At 48.2% G+C, this 20,709-nt stretch carries 21 protein-coding genes and 1 riboswitch; all 21 genes read right to left on the bottom strand.

Annotated elements, in window-relative coordinates; translation table 11 throughout:
* Window position 1: 1 nt before the first annotated feature.
* On the bottom strand, window positions 2-883 hold the full coding sequence (locus SK066_RS03235) for a flagellar hook-basal body protein (protein WP_320543623.1): 882 nt from the start codon (window positions 881-883) through the stop codon (window positions 2-4).
* A 133-nt stretch (window positions 884-1,016) separates the two neighbouring features.
* A complete protein-coding gene (gene mreB, locus SK066_RS03230) occupies window positions 1,017-2,015 on the bottom strand; it encodes a rod shape-determining protein (RefSeq protein ID WP_188774156.1) in 999 nt (332 codons plus the stop codon).
* 413 nt (window positions 2,016-2,428) lie between these two features.
* A complete protein-coding gene (murA, locus tag SK066_RS03225; protein ID WP_320543622.1) occupies window positions 2,429-3,793 on the bottom strand; it encodes a UDP-N-acetylglucosamine 1-carboxyvinyltransferase in 1,365 nt (454 codons plus the stop codon).
* A gap of 318 nt (window positions 3,794-4,111) precedes the next feature.
* Window positions 4,112-4,360 carry a DUF1146 family protein gene (locus SK066_RS03220; RefSeq protein ID WP_188774158.1) on the bottom strand — a complete coding sequence of 83 codons (249 nt, stop codon included), beginning with the start codon at window positions 4,358-4,360 and terminating at the stop codon, window positions 4,112-4,114.
* Window positions 4,361-4,680: 320 nt separating this feature from the next.
* The gene (locus SK066_RS03215; RefSeq protein ID WP_320543621.1) at window positions 4,681-5,097 is read right to left on the bottom strand and encodes a F0F1 ATP synthase subunit epsilon; all 417 of its coding nucleotides are present in this window, start codon (window positions 5,095-5,097) and stop codon (window positions 4,681-4,683) included.
* Window positions 5,098-5,130: 33 nt separating this feature from the next.
* Window positions 5,131-6,531 (bottom strand): F0F1 ATP synthase subunit beta, encoded by a 1,401-nt coding sequence (gene atpD, locus SK066_RS03210; RefSeq protein ID WP_250344536.1) that lies wholly within the window; start codon window positions 6,529-6,531, stop codon window positions 5,131-5,133.
* Between the two features lie 126 nt (window positions 6,532-6,657).
* Window positions 6,658-7,524, bottom strand: a complete 867-nt coding sequence (gene atpG, locus SK066_RS03205) for an ATP synthase F1 subunit gamma (protein WP_320543620.1) — start codon at window positions 7,522-7,524, stop codon at window positions 6,658-6,660.
* A 288-nt stretch (window positions 7,525-7,812) separates the two neighbouring features.
* The gene (gene atpA, locus SK066_RS03200) at window positions 7,813-9,324 is read right to left on the bottom strand and encodes a F0F1 ATP synthase subunit alpha (protein ID WP_188774162.1); all 1,512 of its coding nucleotides are present in this window, start codon (window positions 9,322-9,324) and stop codon (window positions 7,813-7,815) included.
* 18 nt (window positions 9,325-9,342) lie between these two features.
* On the bottom strand, window positions 9,343-9,888 hold the full coding sequence (locus SK066_RS03195; protein WP_188774163.1) for a F0F1 ATP synthase subunit delta: 546 nt from the start codon (window positions 9,886-9,888) through the stop codon (window positions 9,343-9,345).
* Complete coding sequence (gene atpF / locus SK066_RS03190; RefSeq protein ID WP_188774164.1) at window positions 9,885-10,370, bottom strand: F0F1 ATP synthase subunit B; 486 nt, start codon at window positions 10,368-10,370, stop codon at window positions 9,885-9,887. Before atpF ends, SK066_RS03195 begins: the two co-directional genes overlap by 4 nt.
* A 150-nt stretch (window positions 10,371-10,520) precedes the next feature.
* Window positions 10,521-10,745 carry a F0F1 ATP synthase subunit C gene (gene atpE, locus SK066_RS03185; protein ID WP_188774165.1) on the bottom strand — a complete coding sequence of 75 codons (225 nt, stop codon included), beginning with the start codon at window positions 10,743-10,745 and terminating at the stop codon, window positions 10,521-10,523.
* 146 nt (window positions 10,746-10,891) lie between these two features.
* Window positions 10,892-11,692, bottom strand: a complete 801-nt coding sequence (atpB, locus tag SK066_RS03180) for a F0F1 ATP synthase subunit A (RefSeq protein WP_188774166.1) — start codon at window positions 11,690-11,692, stop codon at window positions 10,892-10,894.
* A complete protein-coding gene (locus tag SK066_RS03175; RefSeq protein ID WP_320543619.1) occupies window positions 11,685-12,104 on the bottom strand; it encodes an ATP synthase subunit I in 420 nt (139 codons plus the stop codon). The genes atpB and SK066_RS03175 overlap by 8 nt, the downstream gene beginning before the upstream one ends.
* Window positions 12,097-12,342 (bottom strand): AtpZ/AtpI family protein, encoded by a 246-nt coding sequence (locus SK066_RS03170; RefSeq protein ID WP_320543618.1) that lies wholly within the window; start codon window positions 12,340-12,342, stop codon window positions 12,097-12,099. The genes SK066_RS03175 and SK066_RS03170 overlap by 8 nt, the downstream gene beginning before the upstream one ends.
* Window positions 12,343-12,510: 168 nt before the next feature.
* Window positions 12,511-13,683 carry a non-hydrolyzing UDP-N-acetylglucosamine 2-epimerase gene (wecB, locus tag SK066_RS03165; RefSeq protein ID WP_188774169.1) on the bottom strand — a complete coding sequence of 391 codons (1,173 nt, stop codon included), beginning with the start codon at window positions 13,681-13,683 and terminating at the stop codon, window positions 12,511-12,513.
* Window positions 13,684-13,703: 20 nt separating this feature from the next.
* Window positions 13,704-14,333 carry a uracil phosphoribosyltransferase gene (gene upp, locus SK066_RS03160; RefSeq protein WP_188774170.1) on the bottom strand — a complete coding sequence of 210 codons (630 nt, stop codon included), beginning with the start codon at window positions 14,331-14,333 and terminating at the stop codon, window positions 13,704-13,706.
* Between the two features lie 575 nt (window positions 14,334-14,908).
* Entirely contained in the window at window positions 14,909-16,159 is a 1,251-nt protein-coding gene (gene glyA / locus SK066_RS03155; RefSeq protein WP_284446341.1) for a serine hydroxymethyltransferase, read from the bottom strand.
* 69 nt (window positions 16,160-16,228) lie between these two features.
* On the bottom strand, window positions 16,229-16,813 hold the full coding sequence (locus tag SK066_RS03150) for a TIGR01440 family protein (RefSeq protein WP_320544790.1): 585 nt from the start codon (window positions 16,811-16,813) through the stop codon (window positions 16,229-16,231).
* A gap of 173 nt (window positions 16,814-16,986) precedes the next feature.
* A riboswitch (ZMP/ZTP riboswitch) is annotated at window positions 16,987-17,070 on the bottom strand.
* Window positions 17,071-17,382: 312 nt separating this feature from the next.
* Entirely contained in the window at window positions 17,383-17,970 is a 588-nt protein-coding gene (locus tag SK066_RS03145) for a low molecular weight protein arginine phosphatase (protein ID WP_188774171.1), read from the bottom strand.
* Between the two features lie 276 nt (window positions 17,971-18,246).
* On the bottom strand, window positions 18,247-19,299 hold the full coding sequence (locus SK066_RS03140; protein WP_320544789.1) for an L-threonylcarbamoyladenylate synthase: 1,053 nt from the start codon (window positions 19,297-19,299) through the stop codon (window positions 18,247-18,249).
* A gap of 215 nt (window positions 19,300-19,514) precedes the next feature.
* A complete protein-coding gene (locus SK066_RS03135) occupies window positions 19,515-20,702 on the bottom strand; it encodes an FtsW/RodA/SpoVE family cell cycle protein (protein ID WP_188774173.1) in 1,188 nt (395 codons plus the stop codon).
* Window positions 20,703-20,709: the final 7 nt, after the last annotated feature.

Raw genomic sequence — 20,709 nt, 5'->3', positions numbered from 1 at the left:
ATTATACACGACCGACTTCGTTAACGGCTTTATCCAAGCTTTTATCGTAAAATTGAATCACTTTTTGGTTCGATTCATACGCACGCAGCGCAGCATTCAATTCAACCATCGATGCTGCTGCATCTACTGTAGAGCCTTCCAGATAGCCCTGACGAAGCTCTACATTGTCTCCTGCTTGCAACTGTCTAACACCGGCTGTAGCCGGATTATTCACAGTGAACAGTCCATCACCAGTACGCGTCATCAGACCCGGCTGATTCACTACCGTAATACCGATTCGTCCAACTTCACCGCCTGTAGCCTTCGCTGTAATGATACCGCGTGAGTCTACATTGTAATCCTCCATCGAGCCTTGCAGCGTGATTGGATTACCATTCGTGCCCAGTACCGGATTACCTGTTGTGGTCAACAGATTACCCGCACCATTCAGGTGAAAATTACCATCACGAGTATAACCTGTATTGCCATCTTTACCTGTAACCGTAAAAAAGGCTTGTGGACGATACGTTACCGCACCGTTCGGTGCTACATATTTGCCAGAAGCGTCGAAAGGAATATTTTGTCCGGTTGCTGGGTCAGCCAGATTGATTTCCGATACGATTGCAAAATCATCTGCCGAATCTGTAGCATGTACATCACCCTGTACGTTCATCGATACGCTCTCTTCAGCCAGTACACCGGTGTTGATGCGACCGATCTGCCGATTCGTCATGCCCTCATCGCCATTACTCAGCGACAGCAGCATGTCTGGAAAGGCACGCTCGATGCTATCCACCTGCTTGTAGCCTGGCGTATTGATGTTTGCAATATTTTGTGTGACCGTATCATGACGACGTTGCTGAGTAATCATTCCCGACGCGGCAGTATAAAGACCTCTTAGCATGTACCGGATACTCCTCTCAACTTTAAAAATTCCGTTCCGACGCTTATCTATATTATCCATCCATCATATCCGACAATTGACGGCCATCACCCGACCACGCGGGATGTGCCTGTTACGTATTATATCGGTTGGCTTAGAACTTTTTTTTAGAGACTTTATCCAGATTATTCAACATTAATCCAGTTCCTTTAACGACACAATGCATTGGGTCCTCAGCTACAAGGACAGGAACATGAAGCTCTTGTGAGAGCAGCTCTTCCAGACCATCTAACAATGCACCGCCGCCTGTCAAAATAACACCGCGATCAATAATATCTGCCGACAGCTCAGGTGGAGTCTGCTCCAGTACGAGCTTCGCCGAGCTAACGATCGAAGAAATGGTATCTGCCAGTGCATTTTGCACTTCGTTTGCCGTAATGGTTACTGTTTTTGGTAGACCGGATACCATATCACGACCACGAATATCCATCTCACGCTGAATACCATTTGGACGAACCGTTGCGATATTGATTTTGATATCCTCGGATGTACGCTCACCGATCATCAGCTTGTATTCATTTTTGATATAACGCATGATTGCTTCATCAAAGCGATCACCCGCTACTTTCAACGAGGAAGAAGTTACGATATCGCCCATCGACAATACCGCAATATCTGTCGTACCACCACCGATATCGATTACCATATTACCGCTCGGCTCGAAAATATTCATGCCTGCACCGATTGCAGCAGCCTTCGGCTCAGCTTCCAAAAATACTTCCTTTGCACCGCTACGTTCTGCTGCTTCACGAATCGCTTTTTGCTCCACAGAAGTAATATTAGTCGGTGCACAAATTAAAATGCGCGGATGACTGTACCAGTTTCGCGCGCCTACTTTGTTAATAAAATATTTCAGCATCGTTTCCGTCACTTCAAAATCAGCAATGACGCCATCGCGCAGTGGACGAATCGCCACGATATTCCCTGGCGTTCTACCGATCATACGGCGTGCTTCCTCGCCTACTGCAAGTACACGCTTGGTGTCCGTCTCCAGTGTCACAACGGAAGGTTCATCCAGAACTACACCTCTGCCTTTCACATGAATGAGCACATTCGCTGTACCCAGATCAATTCCGATATCCTTGCTAAACATGTCAAGAGCCTCCAAAAGTCGTATTTCCGGTAAAAGAGTCTCTTATCACCACACCGTCAGGGCGAATTCACCAACATAGCTGTCTGAATCAGTGGCGGATGCCATTTATCTCAGAATTCGCATTTCGTCCAAATGCTCAGATCGTCAAACTCTAATCACGGTCAATCTTTATTAAAATTAGCATACTTGATACACGTATTCAACGCTATTATATGACAAATCGCTGTAGAAGAGGGCGAATGTTCGGAAATCAGCATATTTCTACATAAAAAGACCGGACACAAGGTCCGGCCTGTTCGTTTAACTATGAAAATCGACTGTACGATGCAACTGCATAGCAGCAAGGTGTCTAATCAGCAAAGCGTTCAGTGCGCATTACCAAATCGCTTACGAGTCACCCGCATTGTTGGCGATTAAACGCCAGTTGGCTGTACGTTCAGTACAGGAGTACCTGTGACCTTAGGCTGGCTGGCTACTTCTTCCGAAGCAGCAGGAGCTGCTACAGCTGGCTTCGCTTCTTCGTCTTCCAGACGCCAAATGTTCGCGCCCAGACCGGAGAGCTTTTCTGCCAGATGCACATATCCACGATCGATATGATGCGTACCGCCAACCTCAGTTGTGCCTTCTGAAATCAGACCTGCACAAATGAGAGCTGCGCCCGCACGTAGATCGGTCGCACATACTTTTGCACCTACAAGAGCTGCACCGCCCGTTACGATCGAAGTTCTGCCTTCGATACGAATACCAGCATTCATCAGGTTAAATTCATCGACATGCATAAAGCGGTTTTCGAAGACGGTTTCTGTAATAATAGAAGTTCCTTCGGAAGCCAGCATCAGCGCCATCATTTGCGCCTGCATATCGGTTGGGAAACCTGGATAAGGCAATGTTTTCACGTCCACAGCACGCAGTGGATGATTAGCAACGACACGCACACCATTTTCGTCTGGTGTGATCTCAACGCCCATTTCTTCCATTTTCGCAATAACAGGGCCGAGGTGATCGGCAATCGCGCCTTCTACGTATACATCTCCACCTGTGATTGCAGCAGCAACCATGTACGTGCCTGCTTCGATACGGTCGGGAATAACCGTATGCTCGGTTCCATGGAGCTTCTCCACACCCTCGATACGGATTACACCTGTACCAGCACCGCGTACCTTGGCACCCATGCCGTTCAAGAAATTAGCCAGGTCTACAATTTCAGGTTCCTTGGCTGCATTCTCAATCGTTGTGATGCCTTCAGCCAGTGTCGCAGCCATCATAATATTCTCGGTTGCGCCTACGCTTGCTACATCCAGATAGATTTTCGTTCCACGCAGTCTACCGTCACATTTGGCTTCGATGTATCCTTGTCCCAGATTAATCTGAGCGCCCATCGCTTCAAAGCCTTTCAGATGCTGATCAATCGGACGAGTTCCGATCGCACAACCACCTGGCAGCGAGATACGAGTTTGACCAAGACGAGTCAGAAGCGGACCCATGACCAGGAACGAAGCACGCATCTTACTTACCCATTCATATGGTGCTTCACAGGAAGTTAGCTCCTGTGCATCCACATGGATCGTCTCGTTCTGGTATGTAACCACAGCTCCCAGCGATTCCAATACTTTGTTGATTGTCATTACATCGTCTAGGGAAGGTGCTTCATGAATAATACTTGCACCTTTTTCTCCCAGTAAAGAGGCAGCAATAATCGGGAGAACTGAATTCTTAGCTCCGCTTACCTTGACATTCCCTGTCAATCGCTTGCCACCGCGGACGATAAATTTGCTCATTAGGTTTCCCTCCGCGCGTCATTTTGCTTGTACGGCATAATAAGTGGTTGTGAATAGTAAGGTGAACATGGCGGTGGCGGTGATCCTGCTGACTGACTATGAAGTGCCTGCCTGTGTATTATGCTATTCGGTTCCGTTTTAAGATGCCTATTGCATGTAAATGTTAATAGTTGATGTTGTGATTAGTGTTCCAGTGACAGTTCAATACAATCGTTAAAAGCAATAATGAACATAATTAAAAAGCATGTTTTGCATTGCAGTGGCTATTCCGCAGTACGCTAAATAAGCCTAAAACAGTTATAACCGTTATCACCGTGTTCAAAACATGAAACGGAGCGCTTGCGTCCACTGAAGATAATCCAGTAAAAACGCAGATACGAAATGCCCAAGCACAATCGCTAGTAGTAGATGAAGCATCTTACCAGCAGCGCTCTTGGGATGACGAACCAGCAGGTCAAACTTGAAATTTTGCAATGCCCACCATGAAAGACCTATGCAAAGCAGCGAGATGATAATCGATAGCAAACCGTTTGTGCCAACAGCGGCTCCCGCATCTACTGTATTCATCAGCTCACAGCCTCCTTACAGAAATTACTTAGCAATCAGCCTTTAACACGGACTATTCTATAATACTTGCCCTTTCGCAAAGAATCCAGTCCCAAATTTACAAATTTCGCCGTATTCTTGTCATATTTATTCATTTGCTGAAAATATTCATAGATTATGCGTCTTTTTCGCGCGTAATTGCGGTTTTTTCTGGATTGCGCTGTCTGTATGATACACTTCTTCGCAATCCGCTTCTACCCTATTATGGGTCTAAACACCTAGCAAGCACCCGCTTAAAATATAAACAGCCGGACCGCATAAGACGGACCGGCTTGTTTGTATTATCGGTTTTCACCCGAAGAAGATACTTTGATACGGTTCATGGCACGCTGTAGCGCAAGCTCAGCACGACGGAAGTCGGTATGATCCTGGCTGGAACGGTTGTTCAGACGGCGTTCGGCACGCTCTTTGGCAGCGCGTGCGCGCTCCACATCGATATCGTTCGCTCGTTCAGCACTTTCTGCAAGTACGACCACTTTGTCTGGACGTACTTCGAGAAATCCACCTTGAATCGCAAAGGTTGTTCTTTTGTTGCCAGCCTGAAATACCAGCGGAGCCACTTTAAGCGGCGTTACCGTTGGAATATGACCGGCGAGAACTCCCATTTCACCGTCTACACCTGTCGCAATCAAACGATCTACCTGTTCGGAGAAGACCATGCGCTCCGGTGTAACGATCTCCAGTAAAAACGTGCTCACTTTCATCCCTCCTCACGTTTTGCAGGCATTCTCTTACAGTGTTTTCGCTTTCTCCACTGCTTCCTCGATTGTGCCTACAAAGAGGAATGCTGCTTCTGGAAGCTCATCATGTTTACCATCCAGAATCTCTTTGAAGCTACGTACTGTTTCTTTAACAGGCACGTAGCAGCCTTTGATACCGGTAAACTGCTCGGCAACGTGGAAAGGCTGGGACAGGAAACGCTGAATTTTACGCGCGCGCGCAACAGTCAGCTTATCTTCCTCACTCAGCTCGTCCATACCGAGGATCGCGATGATATCCTGCAATTCACGATAACGAGCCAGAATGCGCTGTACGCCCTGAGCTACGTTATAGTGCTCTTCGCCGACAACCTCAGGTGTCAGGATACGAGAGCTGGATGCCAGTGGGTCAACCGCAGGGAAGATACCCATCTCGGAAATTTTACGCTCCAGGTTCGTCGTTGCATCCAAGTGAGCAAACGTTGTTGCTGGAGCCGGGTCAGTATAGTCATCCGCAGGCACGTAGATCGCCTGGATGGATGTAACCGAACCTTTTTTAGTGGAAGTGATACGCTCTTGCAGCTGACCCATCTCCGTAGCGAGGGTTGGCTGGTAACCTACCGCAGACGGCATACGTCCGAGCAGTGCGGATACTTCAGAACCCGCTTGTGTAAAGCGGAAGATATTATCGATGAACAGAAGTACGTCTTTACCTTCTTGATCACGGAAATACTCAGCCATTGTCAAACCAGTCAGGGCAACGCGCAGACGCGCACCTGGAGGCTCGTTCATTTGACCGAATACCATTGCTGTTTTGCTAATAACGCCAGAGTCTTTCATCTCGTGGTACAGGTCATTACCTTCACGAGTACGCTCACCAACACCGGAGAATACGGAGATACCACCGTGCTCTTGGGCGATGTTGTTGATCAGCTCTTGAATCGTTACCGTTTTACCTACGCCGGCACCACCGAACAGACCGATTTTACCGCCTTTTGCATAAGGTGCAAGCAGGTCGATAACTTTGATCCCTGTTTCGAGCATTTCTGCCTGAGTGGACAGCTCATCGAATTTTGGTGCTTCACGGTGAATTGGGTTGTGAACCTCAGCTACCACGTCACCCGCTTCATCGATTGGCTGACCGAGTACGTTAAATACACGGCCCAGTGTTACGTTACCTACTGGTACGGAGATTGGTCCGCCCAGATCCTGTACTTCCAGACCACGTACAAGACCGTCAGTGGAAGACATGGCAATACAACGCACCATGTTATCACCCTGGTGGTTGGATACTTCAAGCGTCAGGTCGATTTTGTTACCGTTATCCAGTGTCGCATCGACTTTGAGCGCGTTCAGAATTTCCGGCAATTGTCCACGTTCGAATTCAACGTCAACGACCGGACCCTGAATACTTACAACGCGTCCTTTGTTCATTATCGTTTTCCCTCCTACTGACTTACTGTATACAACAAATATGGGTTAAGCGAGCCTGCGCCATTTCGTCCTGCGCAGCGGATCGCCTTTAAGCTGTTATGCTGTGCACCAGTGTGCAGACAATTGTTAGCTTTGAGCGTTCGCGCCCGCAACAATCTCCGTTATTTCCTGGGTAATTGCTGCCTGACGTGCACGGTTGTAAACGAGTGACAGATCATTGATCATCTGGGAAGCATTCTTCGTTGCGCTGCCCATTGCTGTCATACGCGCGCCCTGCTCACTTGCCTTGCCTTCCAGCAATGCTTCGTAGATCAGTGTTTGTGCGTATTTTGGGAGCAGCTCAGCAAGTACCTCTTCCGCAGATGGCTCGTATTCATAGCTTGCCGCAAGCGTACTTTTCTCCATGCTGCCTGTATCCATCGGAAGCAGCAGCGCAGAGGTTGGTGTCTGTGTCAATGCGTTTACAAATCGGTTATAACATACGTAGAGCTCATCATAACGACCTTCTTCGTAGCCCTGGATCGCTGCCTGAGCAAGCGCCTTAATATCAGCATACGTAGGGAAGTCTGTCAGCTCAGTTACCGTATCCGTAACCGACATGCTGCGACGACGGAAGTAATCGCGTCCTTTACGTCCGATAACGAACAGTTCGCATTCGCGACCTTCATTCTGGTGCTGGCGAATTTCGTTGCTCACGTGACGCAAAATGTTGGCATTATAACCACCAGCCAGACCACGGTCAGATGTTACGACCAGATAAGCAACACGCTTAACCGGACGCTTATCCAGCATTGGATGCTTGATCCCTTTTGTACCCGCAGCAATGCTTGTGACCACTTCACGCAGCTTTTCCGAATAGGGACGTGCAGATTCTGCTTTCTCCTGTGCTTTACGCAGCTTGGAGGCAGCTACCATCTCCATCGCCTTCGTGATTTGCTTCGTGTTCTGGACACTTTTGATTTGCCTTTTAATCTCACGCATACCTTTAGCCATATGTTTCACCACCTTAACCTTTGAATCCCGTTCAAAGTCATGCGGTCAGCTGCCGCATAGCCTGTGGCCGGGCTCGGGAGTCCCTTGTCTGACCAAAAACAGTGACTTCTGCAAACATGCCGCAGGTCAGTTGGCATAGCTAGCCATCCTGACCTGTAGATGCCTGTCTGACAGGAATACGAGCAGAAGCAAGCTTCTACTTTGTAATCCCTGTTATATCGTTGTAGCGTTAAGGCGTCGCCTTATTCGCTGATTGGAAAATGGTTAGCTAGATTTCATCAGATGAAATCAGCTTGTTGCAAAGCCTTTTTTGAACGCTTGGATCGCTTCAACCAGCGCAGCTTCGTTATCTGCTGTCAGATCCTTTGTATCGCGGATCGACTTCAGTACGTGATCATGCTGGCTTGTCATGAAGGACAGGAACTCGGACTCAAAGCGACGTACATCAGCCACAGGAATATCATCCAGATGACCTTTAACCGCTGTGTACAGACTCACAACCTGTTGTTCAACAAGCAGTGGCTGGTTAACGCCCTGTTTCAGAATTTCCATCATGCGCGCACCACGGTTCAGACGCGACAGTGTCGACTTATCCAGATCGGAACCGAACTGTGCGAAAGCTTGTAGCTCACGATATTGTGCGAGATCCAGACGCAGTGTACCGGCAACTTTTTTCATTGCCTTGATCTGTGCGGAACCACCAACACGGGATACCGAGATACCAACGTTGATCGCTGGACGTTGACCTGCATAGAACAAGTCGGCTTCCAGGAAGATCTGTCCATCCGTGATGGAGATTACGTTAGTTGGGATATAAGCGGATACGTCGGAAGCCTGTGTTTCGATAAATGGCAGTGCCGTCAGGGAACCGCCACCACGCTCATCACTCAGCTTCGCTGCACGTTCCAGCAAACGGGAATGCAGGTAGAAAACGTCACCCGGGAATGCTTCGCGACCCGGTGGACGACGGAGCAGCAAGGACAGCTCACGGTATGCAGCAGCTTGCTTGGACAGATCATCATAGATGATCAGTGCATGCTCGCCCTTATACATGAAGTACTCGCCCATTGCGCAACCTGCGTATGGAGCTATGTACAGCATTGGAGAAGGATCGGAAGCCGATGCAGTCACGATGATAGTGTATTCCAATGCACCGTGACGGCGCAGTGTTTCCACTACCTGTGCTACTGTGGATTGCTTTTGACCAATAGCAACGTAAATACATTTTACGCCCTGGCCTTTTTGGTTAATGATCGCATCGATCGCAACCGAGGTTTTACCTGTTTGACGGTCACCGATGATCAACTCACGCTGACCACGACCGATTGGAACCATAGCGTCAATCGCTTTGATACCTGTTTGCATTGGCTCATGAACCGATTTACGGTCGATAACGCCAGGTGCCTGTCCTTCAACCGGACGAGTTTCGGTAGCGTTGATTGGGCCTTTGCCATCAACAGGCTCACCGAGGGAGTTTACAACACGGCCCAGCAGTGCTTCACCAACTGGAACTTCCATGATGCGTCCAGTACGTTTAACCTGGTCGCCTTCACGAATATCTGTATAAGTGCCGAGGATAACGACACCGACGTTGTTCGCTTCAAGGTTCAAAGCCATACCCATTACGCCGTTGGAAAACTCAAGCAATTCGCCTGCCATTGCATTTTGCAGACCATATACGCGGGCAATACCATCGCTTACCTGGATAACGGTACCGACTTCTACAACTTCAATATCGCTCTTGTATTGCTCGATTTGACTTTTAATCAATGTACTGATTTCTTCAGGTCTGATACTCAAGTCAGTCCCTCCTGTCTCTTATGCTTGTCTCCGAAAAGACTTTTCCAGACGCTCCAGTTTACCGGAAACGCTGCCGTCATACAGCTTATCGCCGATGACTACTTTGAGTCCGCCGATCAATGACTCATCAATTACATTTTGTATACGAAGACGCTTGCCCGATAATTGACCAAAAGTTGCTGCAACCTCTGCTTGCTCCTGCTCTGTCAGTGGGAATGGCGTGTATACACGTGCATCCGCAATGTTGAGCGTAGCGCTCACAATGTTATTGTAGCTGCTCAGCAGTTCCGGAAACACCTCATACCGGCCGCGCTCGATCAGCAACAGCAGTGTGCGAAGCAGTGCATCGGAAATTTTGCCTGAGAAGACATTTTCCAGCACCTTTTCCTTATCGGCGAGCGATATATTCGGTGTCGCGATAAAATTACGGAAATCATGATCCGCCGTAAGCGCATCAACAACGGCTTTTAGCTCCTGACCTGTCTCTTCAACACGTCCACTATCGGACGCCGCTTCAAAAAGTGCCTTTGCATAGCGCGATGATACTACAGTATCCCGGCTCATTGTCTAATCCCTACATCTTTCAGGTAGTTATCAACGAGTTGCTCCTGCGCTTTCGGATCAACTTCTTTTTGCAATACTTTAGAAGCAATTTGTACGGAGACAGCACCGATTTCGCTGCGCAGTGCAGCCACGGCTTTGTTTTTCTCAGTTTCGATATCGCGTGCAGCCTCATTTTTAAGACGCAGCGACTCTTCTTTTGCCTGGTTGATCAGTTGCTCAGCCTGGCTGTTGCTCGTTTGACGAGCTTGCTCAATGATATCCTGAGCATCTTTGCGTGCTTGCTGCAACGCTGCTTTTTGTTCTTCTACAAATTGAGTTGCCTGATTGCGCGTCTGAGCTGCTTCGTCCATTTGTTGCTTGATCAGTTCACGGCGCTTTTCCATCACCGAAAACAGCGGACCAAATGCATAACGGTTCAAGAGCCAGTAAAGGATCAGAAACGCGACGATCACGATCACAAGGTTAGTCCATTCAAAATGCAAATCAGTTCACTCCTTCCCCGAAACTTCCAAATCGAAATAACATGATATTTAATGAAGAAACTAGCCGAATCTTATATCTTCACGCACACATACGCTAAAAAGAAGGCGCGGATGGCTGTGGCCTTCCCCGCCAGTTCGTTTGTCCTTTGTTTATGCAGCAGCGTAGAAAATGAACGCCAGTACTACACCGATGATTGGCAGTGCCTCTACCAGACCTACACCGATAAACATTACTGTTTGCAGTGTGGATTTTGCTTCTGGTTGACGAGCGATACCTTCTACTGTTTTACTTACGATCAGACCGTTACCAATACCTGCGCCCAATGCGCCCAGACCTACGGCGATAGCTGCCGCCAGAAATGCTAATGCTCCCATTGAAAAAATCCTCCTTAGAGTGTGTGAATTATTATTTATGTTGAGCCCGGTATGAAGGGATATCCAACTTCCGAACTGTGAAACCAGTTACAAAAAACCATCAGACCACGCTATTCAAAATGCATTCTCAAAAGTCGATAATGAGTTTAATGATCCTCATCCGTCTCCAGCGATTGCGATATGTATACCATAGCCAGAATGGTAAAGACAAAGGCCTGGATTGTACCAACAAAGATACTGAATCCTTGCCATACGATCAAGCCGAGTACAGAGGCAACTGCCCCTACCCCAAACCACAGTGTCGACATTTTGAGCAATACGGAAATCAGAACCTCACCGGCAAAAATATTACCGAATAGACGCATTCCGTGTGTCAACAGTTTGGAGAACTGCTCGATCAGGTTAATTGGGAAGAAGAAGAAGAACGGTTTGAAGTAGTGACCGAAATAGTGCTTCGGATTCTTCACAATACCCAGGAAGTGAACCAGAACGAATACGATCAGTGCTAATCCCATTGCGGACGCAGCGTCAGCGGTTGGTGATTTCCACCAGCCTACTTCCACATACTCCTTGCCTGAATTCAGGCCATCAAGAACCGTTGTGAGCGGCAATCCGAAGAAATTAGCTGCTGCTGGGTCTGTATACTTGAATGGAACGACAAGCGGTAGACCGAGCATGTTACTGACAAAAATGAACATAATTAATGTCAGACCGAGCGATAAGAACGGTGCTCCCTTTTTGTAGTCCATTGTACTGGAGATCAAACCCTGTACAAACTCAACTACCCATTCCATAAAGTTTTGCAGCTTACCTGGATTCTCTACCGATAGATTGCGAGTAGCAAGCTTCGCCAGTGCGAATACAATGATACCACTTACAATTACGGTTAGAATCAGTGCGAGGTCAAACTTCAAGCCTGCAATCTGAACTATCGGTGCTTCATGCATTTTTCTCACCCCTTTCGTTGTCGGAGTCTAGCTTCTTTTCGCGACGAGAAAGGATAAAGCCGATAACGACAAGCGCAAACGGTGCAAATACCAGACTGCCCGCAAGGGCATGAATCTCAAATACCTGCGGAAATTCGACAGCCAAAATCACAGCCCCAATCGAAAAAGCCGCCCGTTGCGCAAAGCCCAAGCCTTTGAATCTTTTCCCAGTGCCGCTTGCTGCTTCATCGGTCATCTTTTGAACCTTACGCGCCAGATACTTTGTATTCACAAAGCTGACGGCAGAACCCACAATCAGACCAAAAGCAATCGAACGATAGTCCGGAAGAATAGCGACAGATAAAAAGCAAAGGGCAAGAAAACCAAAGGTGGTCCGGGTCAGCCAATAAATGTAACTTGGTATTTCATTCATTCGGGTCCCCCACTATTTTCTTAATAATGACAATGATGCCTACGATTCCTATAGCCAATCCTGTAAGCACGCCTACGGCGATTCCAATTCCGGAACCATTCCATAGGCGGTCCAGCCAGGAGCCGAACCAGAATCCGGCGAGTGTACATACAGTCAGATCGATGCCAATTGCACTTACCAGTCCAACCGCCTTCCATGGCGATGAACCATCCGGTTTGCGCTGCTGTTGTTCTGTCATTACACACTCCACCCTCGGAATCCCAGTTCATTGTACTGAATCGTTCAAGTCTTTGTCAAACCATTCTGCTTTAGCACTTTAACGCAAAGTCTTCACGAATCATTACTTGATACTGCGCGATTAACCGCACGTACCCTACAGTATCACTGTATACTGCAATCCGCTTTTTCACAAGACGGCTTCAGAGCCTTTTTTGAACGTTGTGTGAAATTCTTCAGGACGTTCTTCCAAAATACCGTAATGGTGCAAAATCGCATTGACAATTCGTTTGGAGGCTTGCCCATCACCGTATGGATTGGCTGCTTCGCTCATTGAAGCATACTGCTCTCCATCGGTGAGCAGCGCATGTGTACGCTCGTAAATCTTCGCTTCATCTGTACCCACCAGTTCAAGTGTACCTGCGTCAATTCCTTCTGGACGTTCTGTTGTATCACGCAGTACGAGTACCGGCACACCAAATGAAGGAGCTTCCTCTTGCAAACCGCCAGAGTCCGTCAAAATCAAATGGGTATGCGGATAGAAGTTATGCAGATCAACAACATCCAGTGGATCGATCAGCTTGATACGCGGATGGTTGCCCAGAATTTCATAGGCTGGCTCCTTCACCGCAGGGCTTGGATGAACTGGATATACAATCGCTACATCCTCAAACTCATCAGCAATACGTTTTACAGCACGGAAAATATTGCGATGCGGCTCGCCCTGTGATTCGCGGCGGTGAGCGGTCATCAGGATCAGGCGCTTGCCTTCTGCCCATTGCAATACAGGGTGTGTGTAATCAGCTTGTACAGTATATTGAAACACATCCGTTACCGTGTTGCCTGTGATATACACGCTTGACGCAAGCTTATTCTCCTTATGAAGATTACCTGCGGACACAGAGGTCGGCGAGAAATGAAGATCGGCAAGCACACCTGTCAGCTGACGGTTCATCTCTTCCGGGTACGGCGACATTTTGTTCCATGTACGCAGTCCGGCTTCAACATGACCTACGCTGATCTGCTGCATGAATGAAGCATAGCTCGCGAGAAACGTTGTCAGTGTATCGCCATGTACAAGCACGATATCCGGCTTCGCTTCACGTAGCACAGGCTCCAAACCTTGCAGCACACGGATGGAAATTTCATTCAATGTTTGGCGATCCTTCATTACATCCAGATCATAATCCGGTGTAATGTTGAACACTTCCAGCACTTGATCTAACATTTGACGATGCTGTGCTGTTACGCACACAATCGATTCAATATGCTCAGGATGCTTTTGAAGCTCAAGAATTAGTGGTGCCATCTTGATCGCTTCGGGACGAACGCCAAAAATCGTCATTACTTTAATTTTCTTCATGATAATGGTTATACCTCGCTTTATTTAGTTCCGTAGAGACGGTCGCCAGCATCGCCCAGACCCGGTACGATGTAGCCATGATCATCCAGACGCTCATCCAGTGCCGCTACATAAATGTCCACATCAGGGTGGGCATCCTGTACCGCTTTGACACCTTCAGGCGCAGCAATCAGGTTCATCATCTTGATCTGTGTACAGCCACGCTTCTTGAGTACATCGATCGCAGCAATCGCAGAACCACCGGTTGCCAGCATTGGATCGATCACAATCAATTCACGCTCTTGCACGTCTGTTGGCAATTTTACGTAATATTCCACAGGCTGTAGCGTTTGCGGATCGCGGAACAATCCCACATGTCCTACCTTTGCCGCAGGCAGCAGCTTCAGTACGCCATCAACCATGCCCAGTCCAGCACGTAGAATAGGAACGAGGCCGAGCATCCGTCCAGAAATCACTTTACCTTCTGTTCTTACAACCGGTGTTTCAACCGGAATTGACTCGAGTGGAATATCGCGCGTAATCTCGTACGCCATCAAGGTAGCCACTTCATCGACAAGCTCGCGGAACTCCTTCGTGTTGGTGTTCACATCACGAATGAATGTGAGCTTGTGTTGAATTAAAGGGTGATCGCATATCACCAGTTTTGCCATGATTTGTCCCTCCGGTATATGTTCAATAATAACAATGGTAAGTCCCTCTGTTTTGCATATGTAATCACAGACATACTGCACACGATTAAGGACCGGGGAACACGCTTCCCCCCGTAAATCTTGTCTATTATATCATTACCGCAGGTCAATTTCATCAGCAACTCCACTGAATTCATGCAATTCTCGAATCTGATAGTATAACGCTTACAATTTCCAAATCATAGCGCAATCCTACTGAATTCGCCCAGTCTTTACTATTATAATAGTAAATGGCTTGAATGGGGTAAATTATTTTAATTTTTTCAAAAAAATTTATTGGAAAAAGTAGCCTGCTTTTAGCACATAGGTTTGCCTCGTCTAAATCCGCTTTTTATCGAAAAAACGGCTTATTTACTACCAATATAGAAAGATTTCCAATATCCTTTTTTTGTCATATTATACATGAAAATAACGGATACGGACAGCAAATAATATGGATCGCTCCAGAATAGCGCGAAAAGCCAAGCTGAGCAAAGAGCCCGCGATCACAACAAGGGAATCCTGTTGGTTGATCGCGGGCTGGTTGGGTTAACGGATTAGTATTTCACTTGCTCGTACAGCGGGAAACGGGAAGTCAGCGCTGCTACATCTTTGCGAGCCTGTGCAAGTACAGTTTCGTCCTTTGGTGCTTTCAGTGTTGCAGCGATAATTTTACCGATCTGCTCCATTGCAGGCTCATCCATACCACGCGAGGTTGCCGCTGGTGTACCCAGACGGATACCGCTTGTGATGAATGGGCTGGTTGGATCAAATGGAATCGCGTTTTTGTTTGTAGTGATACCGATCGAGTCGAGTACATGCTCAGCTTCTTTACCTGTGATGTTCACGCTGCGTGTATCTACCAGCATCAGGTGATTGTCTGTACCGCCAGATACGATCGTCAAGCCTTCTGCGATCAGTGTATCTGCCAGAACCTTCGCATTTTTCACAACTTGCTGTGCATACGTTTTGAACGATGGTTGCAGAGCTTCACCAAAAGCAACTGCTTTGGAAGCAATCACATGCATCAGTGGGCCACCCTGTGTACCCGGGAATACCGCCTTGTCGATCGCAGCTGCCCATGGCTGACGGCACATGATCAGACCACCACGTGGTCCGCGCAGTGTTTTATGTGTTGTAGTCGTTACGAAGTGAGCATGTGGCACCGGGCTTGGATGCTCACCAGCTGCAACCAGACCTGCGATATGCGCCATGTCGACCATGAACAATGCGCCTACATCATTAGCAATCGATGCCAGTGCTTCGAAGTCAATCGTACGTGGGTATGCACTTGCACCTGCTACGATCAGACGAGGACGATGCTTGAAGGCTGCTTTGCGAACATCATCATAATCGATCAGGAAGTTGTCTTCGCGTACACCGTAAGCGACAAAGTTGTACAGCAAGCCGGATGCGTTAACCGGGCTACCGTGTGTAAGGTGGCCACCGTGCGCCAGGTTCATACCAAGAACGGTGTCACCTGGTTTGAGTGCAGCGAGATAAACAGCCATATTGGCCTGTGCACCGGAGTGAGGCTGTACGTTCACGTGCTCAGCACCGAACAATTCTTTAGCACGATCGCGTGCGATATCTTCGACGATATCCACATGCTCACAGCCGCCATAGTAACGTTTGCCCGGATAGCCTTCTGCGTATTTGTTCGTCAGTACAGAGCCCATTGCTTCCATAACCGCTTCGCTTACGATATTTTCGGAAGCGATCAGCTCGATGTTGTCACGCTGACGTTTCAGTTCCAGTCCCATTGCTTCCAGTACGGCAGGATCGCTATTTCTCAATTGCTCCATCATTGTTCATTTCCCCCTGATCATTATTCATAAATTAAAATAATAAGCGGTCATGCGTAGGAACACGCCGCATCAATCACAAGTTCCTTCTACCGTTGGCATCGGTGCGTAGACTGCGCGCTCGCCGCCAATCAGCTTCGGTCGTGTGCGTGCTGCCGTAACTCTCGCTTCGCCAAGATAACGTAGCTCGGTACGATACGGTACAGCGACTCGTTTTAAATGCATTCCGATGAGCGTCTCACCGATATCAATCCCGGCATGTGCTTCAATCGTTTCGGCCAGACATGGCTCAGCCATCGTGCGATACGCATAAGCAGCCATCGAACCGCCTGCTTTGGGCACCGGCACAGCCGCAACCTCATCCAGTCGATAACGATCCAGCGTTTCACGCTCAACAACTAGCGCACGATTCAGATGCTCACAGCATTGAAAAGCAAGCTGAAAGCCCAATTCCTGCTGAACCTCACGTATACCTTCAACCAGCTCCTGAGCAATATCCAGCGTACCGGATGTGCCAATATGCTGTCCAGCAATCTCACTTGTACTTGCACCGATAACTAGAATCTGATTCGGTCCAAGCTTCGCAGCCTCGGCTACCTCACGAGCAATACGTGCAGCATCGCTTCGGATCGTACCGATTTTCTCATGATCCTTCATCATATGAGCCTCCTTGTGCAGCGTCCAGATGAACGGTGTGCAGTCGGCAGACTCGTTAGAGCCTGTCGCTTCCCTCTATCATTATAGCGCGGACATGAGACAACGGCGACAGTCGTTTGTAAAATATGCAAAAGAACAAAAAAGAGCAGGATGCACATCATCAGTGTGCATCTGCTCTTTGCCCAGGCGACCGGCCGTATGTTCCGATGCTCCATCGTGGTTAAGCTCCACTCTTGTCGCCAGTTACATCGGATCTGTCCTTGTGCTTTCATCATAAGGCATGTTTTTTGTAAAATCAACATGGTTGTTGAAATTTTATTCCTGTTGTTTGCAAGAGTATGGGTGGAAGGCAACCATCACTTCCGGGAAGGAATAAGGGAACGAACTCCGGTCTCGCACAGGAATCTACGGATTAGGAGTACATTGTAGATTCCCGTGCTCAAAAGTCGTCCTTTTCCTTTATTTCCTTCCCTCCGTTCCGTGCGTGTCGCATCCGTAGACTTATGCATACAAGTGAACATGTCTTAAATTCTAACAGGTTTATTTAGCAGTGAGATCATACCAACCGATCAACGTGGGCGGTATGCCTCGAGTTTGTCGAGTAGCTTTTCGAGGGCGGAGCGGATGTCTGCGGCGGCGATTTCGTAGTCGTCGCGGGTGCCGCCGAAAGGGTCGACGATGTCGAAGCTCGGCATGCGTTGCTGCATTTCGATCAGGCGCTCGTAGTCATTGGAATCGATGGATTCGCCGAGAGAGCGTCTAATTTCGATCGATGCGTACAGGCGATCCAGCTCTTCAAGGTCGCTGAGGATGTGTTCATCGGTTTCGGCGTATTCCTTGAGTGTATATACTTTACCTGCGGCTGAAGGAAAGCGAGCAAGTACGTTTTGTTTATGGCTTCCGGTCAGGGTCAGTACGAGATCTGCCCATTCCAGTACATCAGCAGATAGTGACGAGGACGTAATATGATCTTGAATCTGATGATCGCGCAGCACAGCTTCGGCGTGTCTGGACATGGACATGCCGTCCATTGCGGCTACGCCAGCGGAACGAACCTCGACAGGAATGCCGCGTTCTTTTGCCAGCTTACGCATAAAGCCTTCTGCCATCGGACTCCGGCAGGTATTGCCGGTACATACGAACAAAATATGGTGCATGCTCCTGCCTCCCGTTCCTTTGTCATTCGGAGCCGCCTGCGATGAGGCGTTGATCCGTGAATGTATTATATCAAACTCTGTACATGTGCACTACGGCTGTAGGTGTAGTGAATTTGCTTTTAGAAATAGGGTATGCATGTTCCTCGTAGTTTCTACTATACTCGTATTTTCTACTATAGAGGATACATATGATATCGCTTGTATAGTTACTCGTATATGGTTGTCGGCTGGGGCTTTCTGCTCGTTATACATTACTTGTATAGTTTATTTGCTGTACTAAACGCGAATAAACTGACCGCCAGCAGCTTTGTACAAACGATTCATCACAGCCAATCCAACACCCTGCTCGGCGCAGCCCTGTGCCAGAATAAAGGTAATCTCCGCTTCATCGAACTCACGCAGTTGACCATAAAGGCGACTGGCAGCTTCCTCCGGGCGTGACAGGCTTCCCAGTGTTAGACGTAACGAGCCCTCGTATACGGTATTGTCCTCATCGAAAACCAATACACCTGTCCGTTCGCCACGTGTCTGTGCTGCGATTAGCTGCTCCTGCATAAAAGCAGCTACTTTGTTCATATGCTCACCCGTTATAATACTCATACTGCCTTTAGGCGCATAATGTGTATATTTCATACCGGGTGCACGTGGTGCCGTTTCTGCTGCTACACCGGATAAAGCAGGATCAAGCTCTACTCGATCCGCTACCGTTAATAGCTGCTCACGTGTAATACCGCCTGGACGCAGGATCAGAATACGACCATCCTCCTCCACCTGAATAACGGTCGATTCTACACCTACACCTGCGCTACCACCATCTACGATACCATTGATACGTCCGGCAAGATCATCTGCCACATGCGCTGCTGTGGTTGGACTTGGGCGTCCCGAACGGTTGGCACTGGGTGCTGCGAGCGGACAATCTGCCGCAGTGATCAACTCCAGCGCTACGGGATGATCTGGCATACGCACTCCCACCGTATCCAGCCCTGCTGTTACACGTGGAGATAGCGCTCCCTCAATCACTGGCATAACGAGTGTAAGTGGGCCGGGCCAGAATGTGTTCATCAATTGCTGTTCCAGCGGTAATACTCGCTGTACGATGGAATCAAGCTGATTTTGCTTGGAAATGTGTACGATCAGCGGATTATCAGATGGTCTGCCTTTAGCGGCAAATACAGCCTCAACTGCCGCCGTATTACGTGCATCTGCTCCAAGTCCGTATACCGTCTCCGTTGGAAAAGCAACGATACCACCTGATGCCAGTACGGCTCCTGCTTCTTGTAGCGCGGCGCCTGCTGTATTGGGCTCGATAGCAGACCACCGCTGCATGGATGAACCCGCTACAGATGAATCGCCAGCTATCGCTGAATCCATAGATTGCTTAGATGGATGTTCCATCGGTATCCTCCTCCCTTCGATTTATGTTCTCACATCTATATTCATCATTTGAATGCTATTCATTCTCCAAAGCGAAAAGGAGAGCCACAGGCTACGCCGGGTTCTCCTTTTTCCGTCCTGCTTGCGTTAGAATACGTTATCTCATCTTATTGTGCAGTACTTCTCGTATAGCGGCCTGGTCTCTCGACCGTCAGCTCATCCGTCTCCACCTGACTGTGCACACGAATACTCATGACCAGTCCCATACACGCCATATTCATTAGCAGCGATGTACCACCAAAGCTAATAAACGGCAGTGTAATCCCCGTCAGTGGCATTAAGCCGATAAACATACCGATATTTTCAAAAATCTGATAGAGCAGCATCGCTACAATACCGATAATCAAATACGGTCCTGCACGCTCACGGCATTCCAGCGACACCAGCACAAGGCGGTGAATCAGTGTAAAGTAAAGCAGCAATAGCACCGCTGCACCGACAAAGCCAAACTCCTCCGCCACCACGACAAAGATCGAATCTGAATAGGTCAGTGGCACACGCTCTGCCTGCACCGAGCTACCCTGCATATAGCCTTCTCCACTCAATCCACCTGACGCGATTGCAAGCTTGGCATTTCGTGTATGATAAATCGCCTTTTCCGTCGCTTCATCTGGCATGAGCCACGGATCAATCCGCTCCATCCAATGCTCACGATTCAGATTTTTCAGATACGTCTCGATATTATCATGATACGCGACATAGCTGCGAATCCCAACGACTACCATCGTAATCGCCAGCAAGGTAATCAGCGCTGCCTGCGTATATTTCATATTACCGATCCAGAACAGTGCCATCATAATGATGAGATAGCTGAGTGCATTACCCAGGTCATTTTGCACCATAACGAGTCCAAATGGAATCAACGTAATACCGAGCAGCGGCGTAATATCGCGCCAGAAGCCTAGCTTGAGCTTTCGCTTGCCTGCTAGTAGCACCGATAAGAACATAATCAGCACCATTTTGAATAGCTCTGCTGGCTGTAAGCTAATACCACCCAGATTGAGCCAGCCCTGCGCATTGTTGAGCGTTTTACCAATTACCATAACGAGCAGCAATAGCGCCAGACCGACAATATAAATATATAATGAATATTTCAGCCAGAAGCGGTAATCCACAAAAGCCATAACGAAAAATACAACAAACCCCAGCACATAATACATCGCCATCTTGCTGGTAGAATCACCAAACTTCGCACTCGAATGGGTCGCACTATAGATCACGACCAGGCTTGTCGCCATCAATATCAAAAGAATCGTAAAAAGTGTCCAATCGATCCGCTTCAGCTTTGTGATCATCTCTGTC

The sequence above is a fragment of the Paenibacillus hunanensis genome (genome assembly GCF_034055775.1).
Lineage (GTDB): Bacteria > Bacillota > Bacilli > Paenibacillales > Paenibacillaceae > Saccharibacillus > Saccharibacillus hunanensis.
Note: the sequence above shows the minus strand (reverse complement) of the source record. Positions and strands in the feature narration are given on the sequence as shown.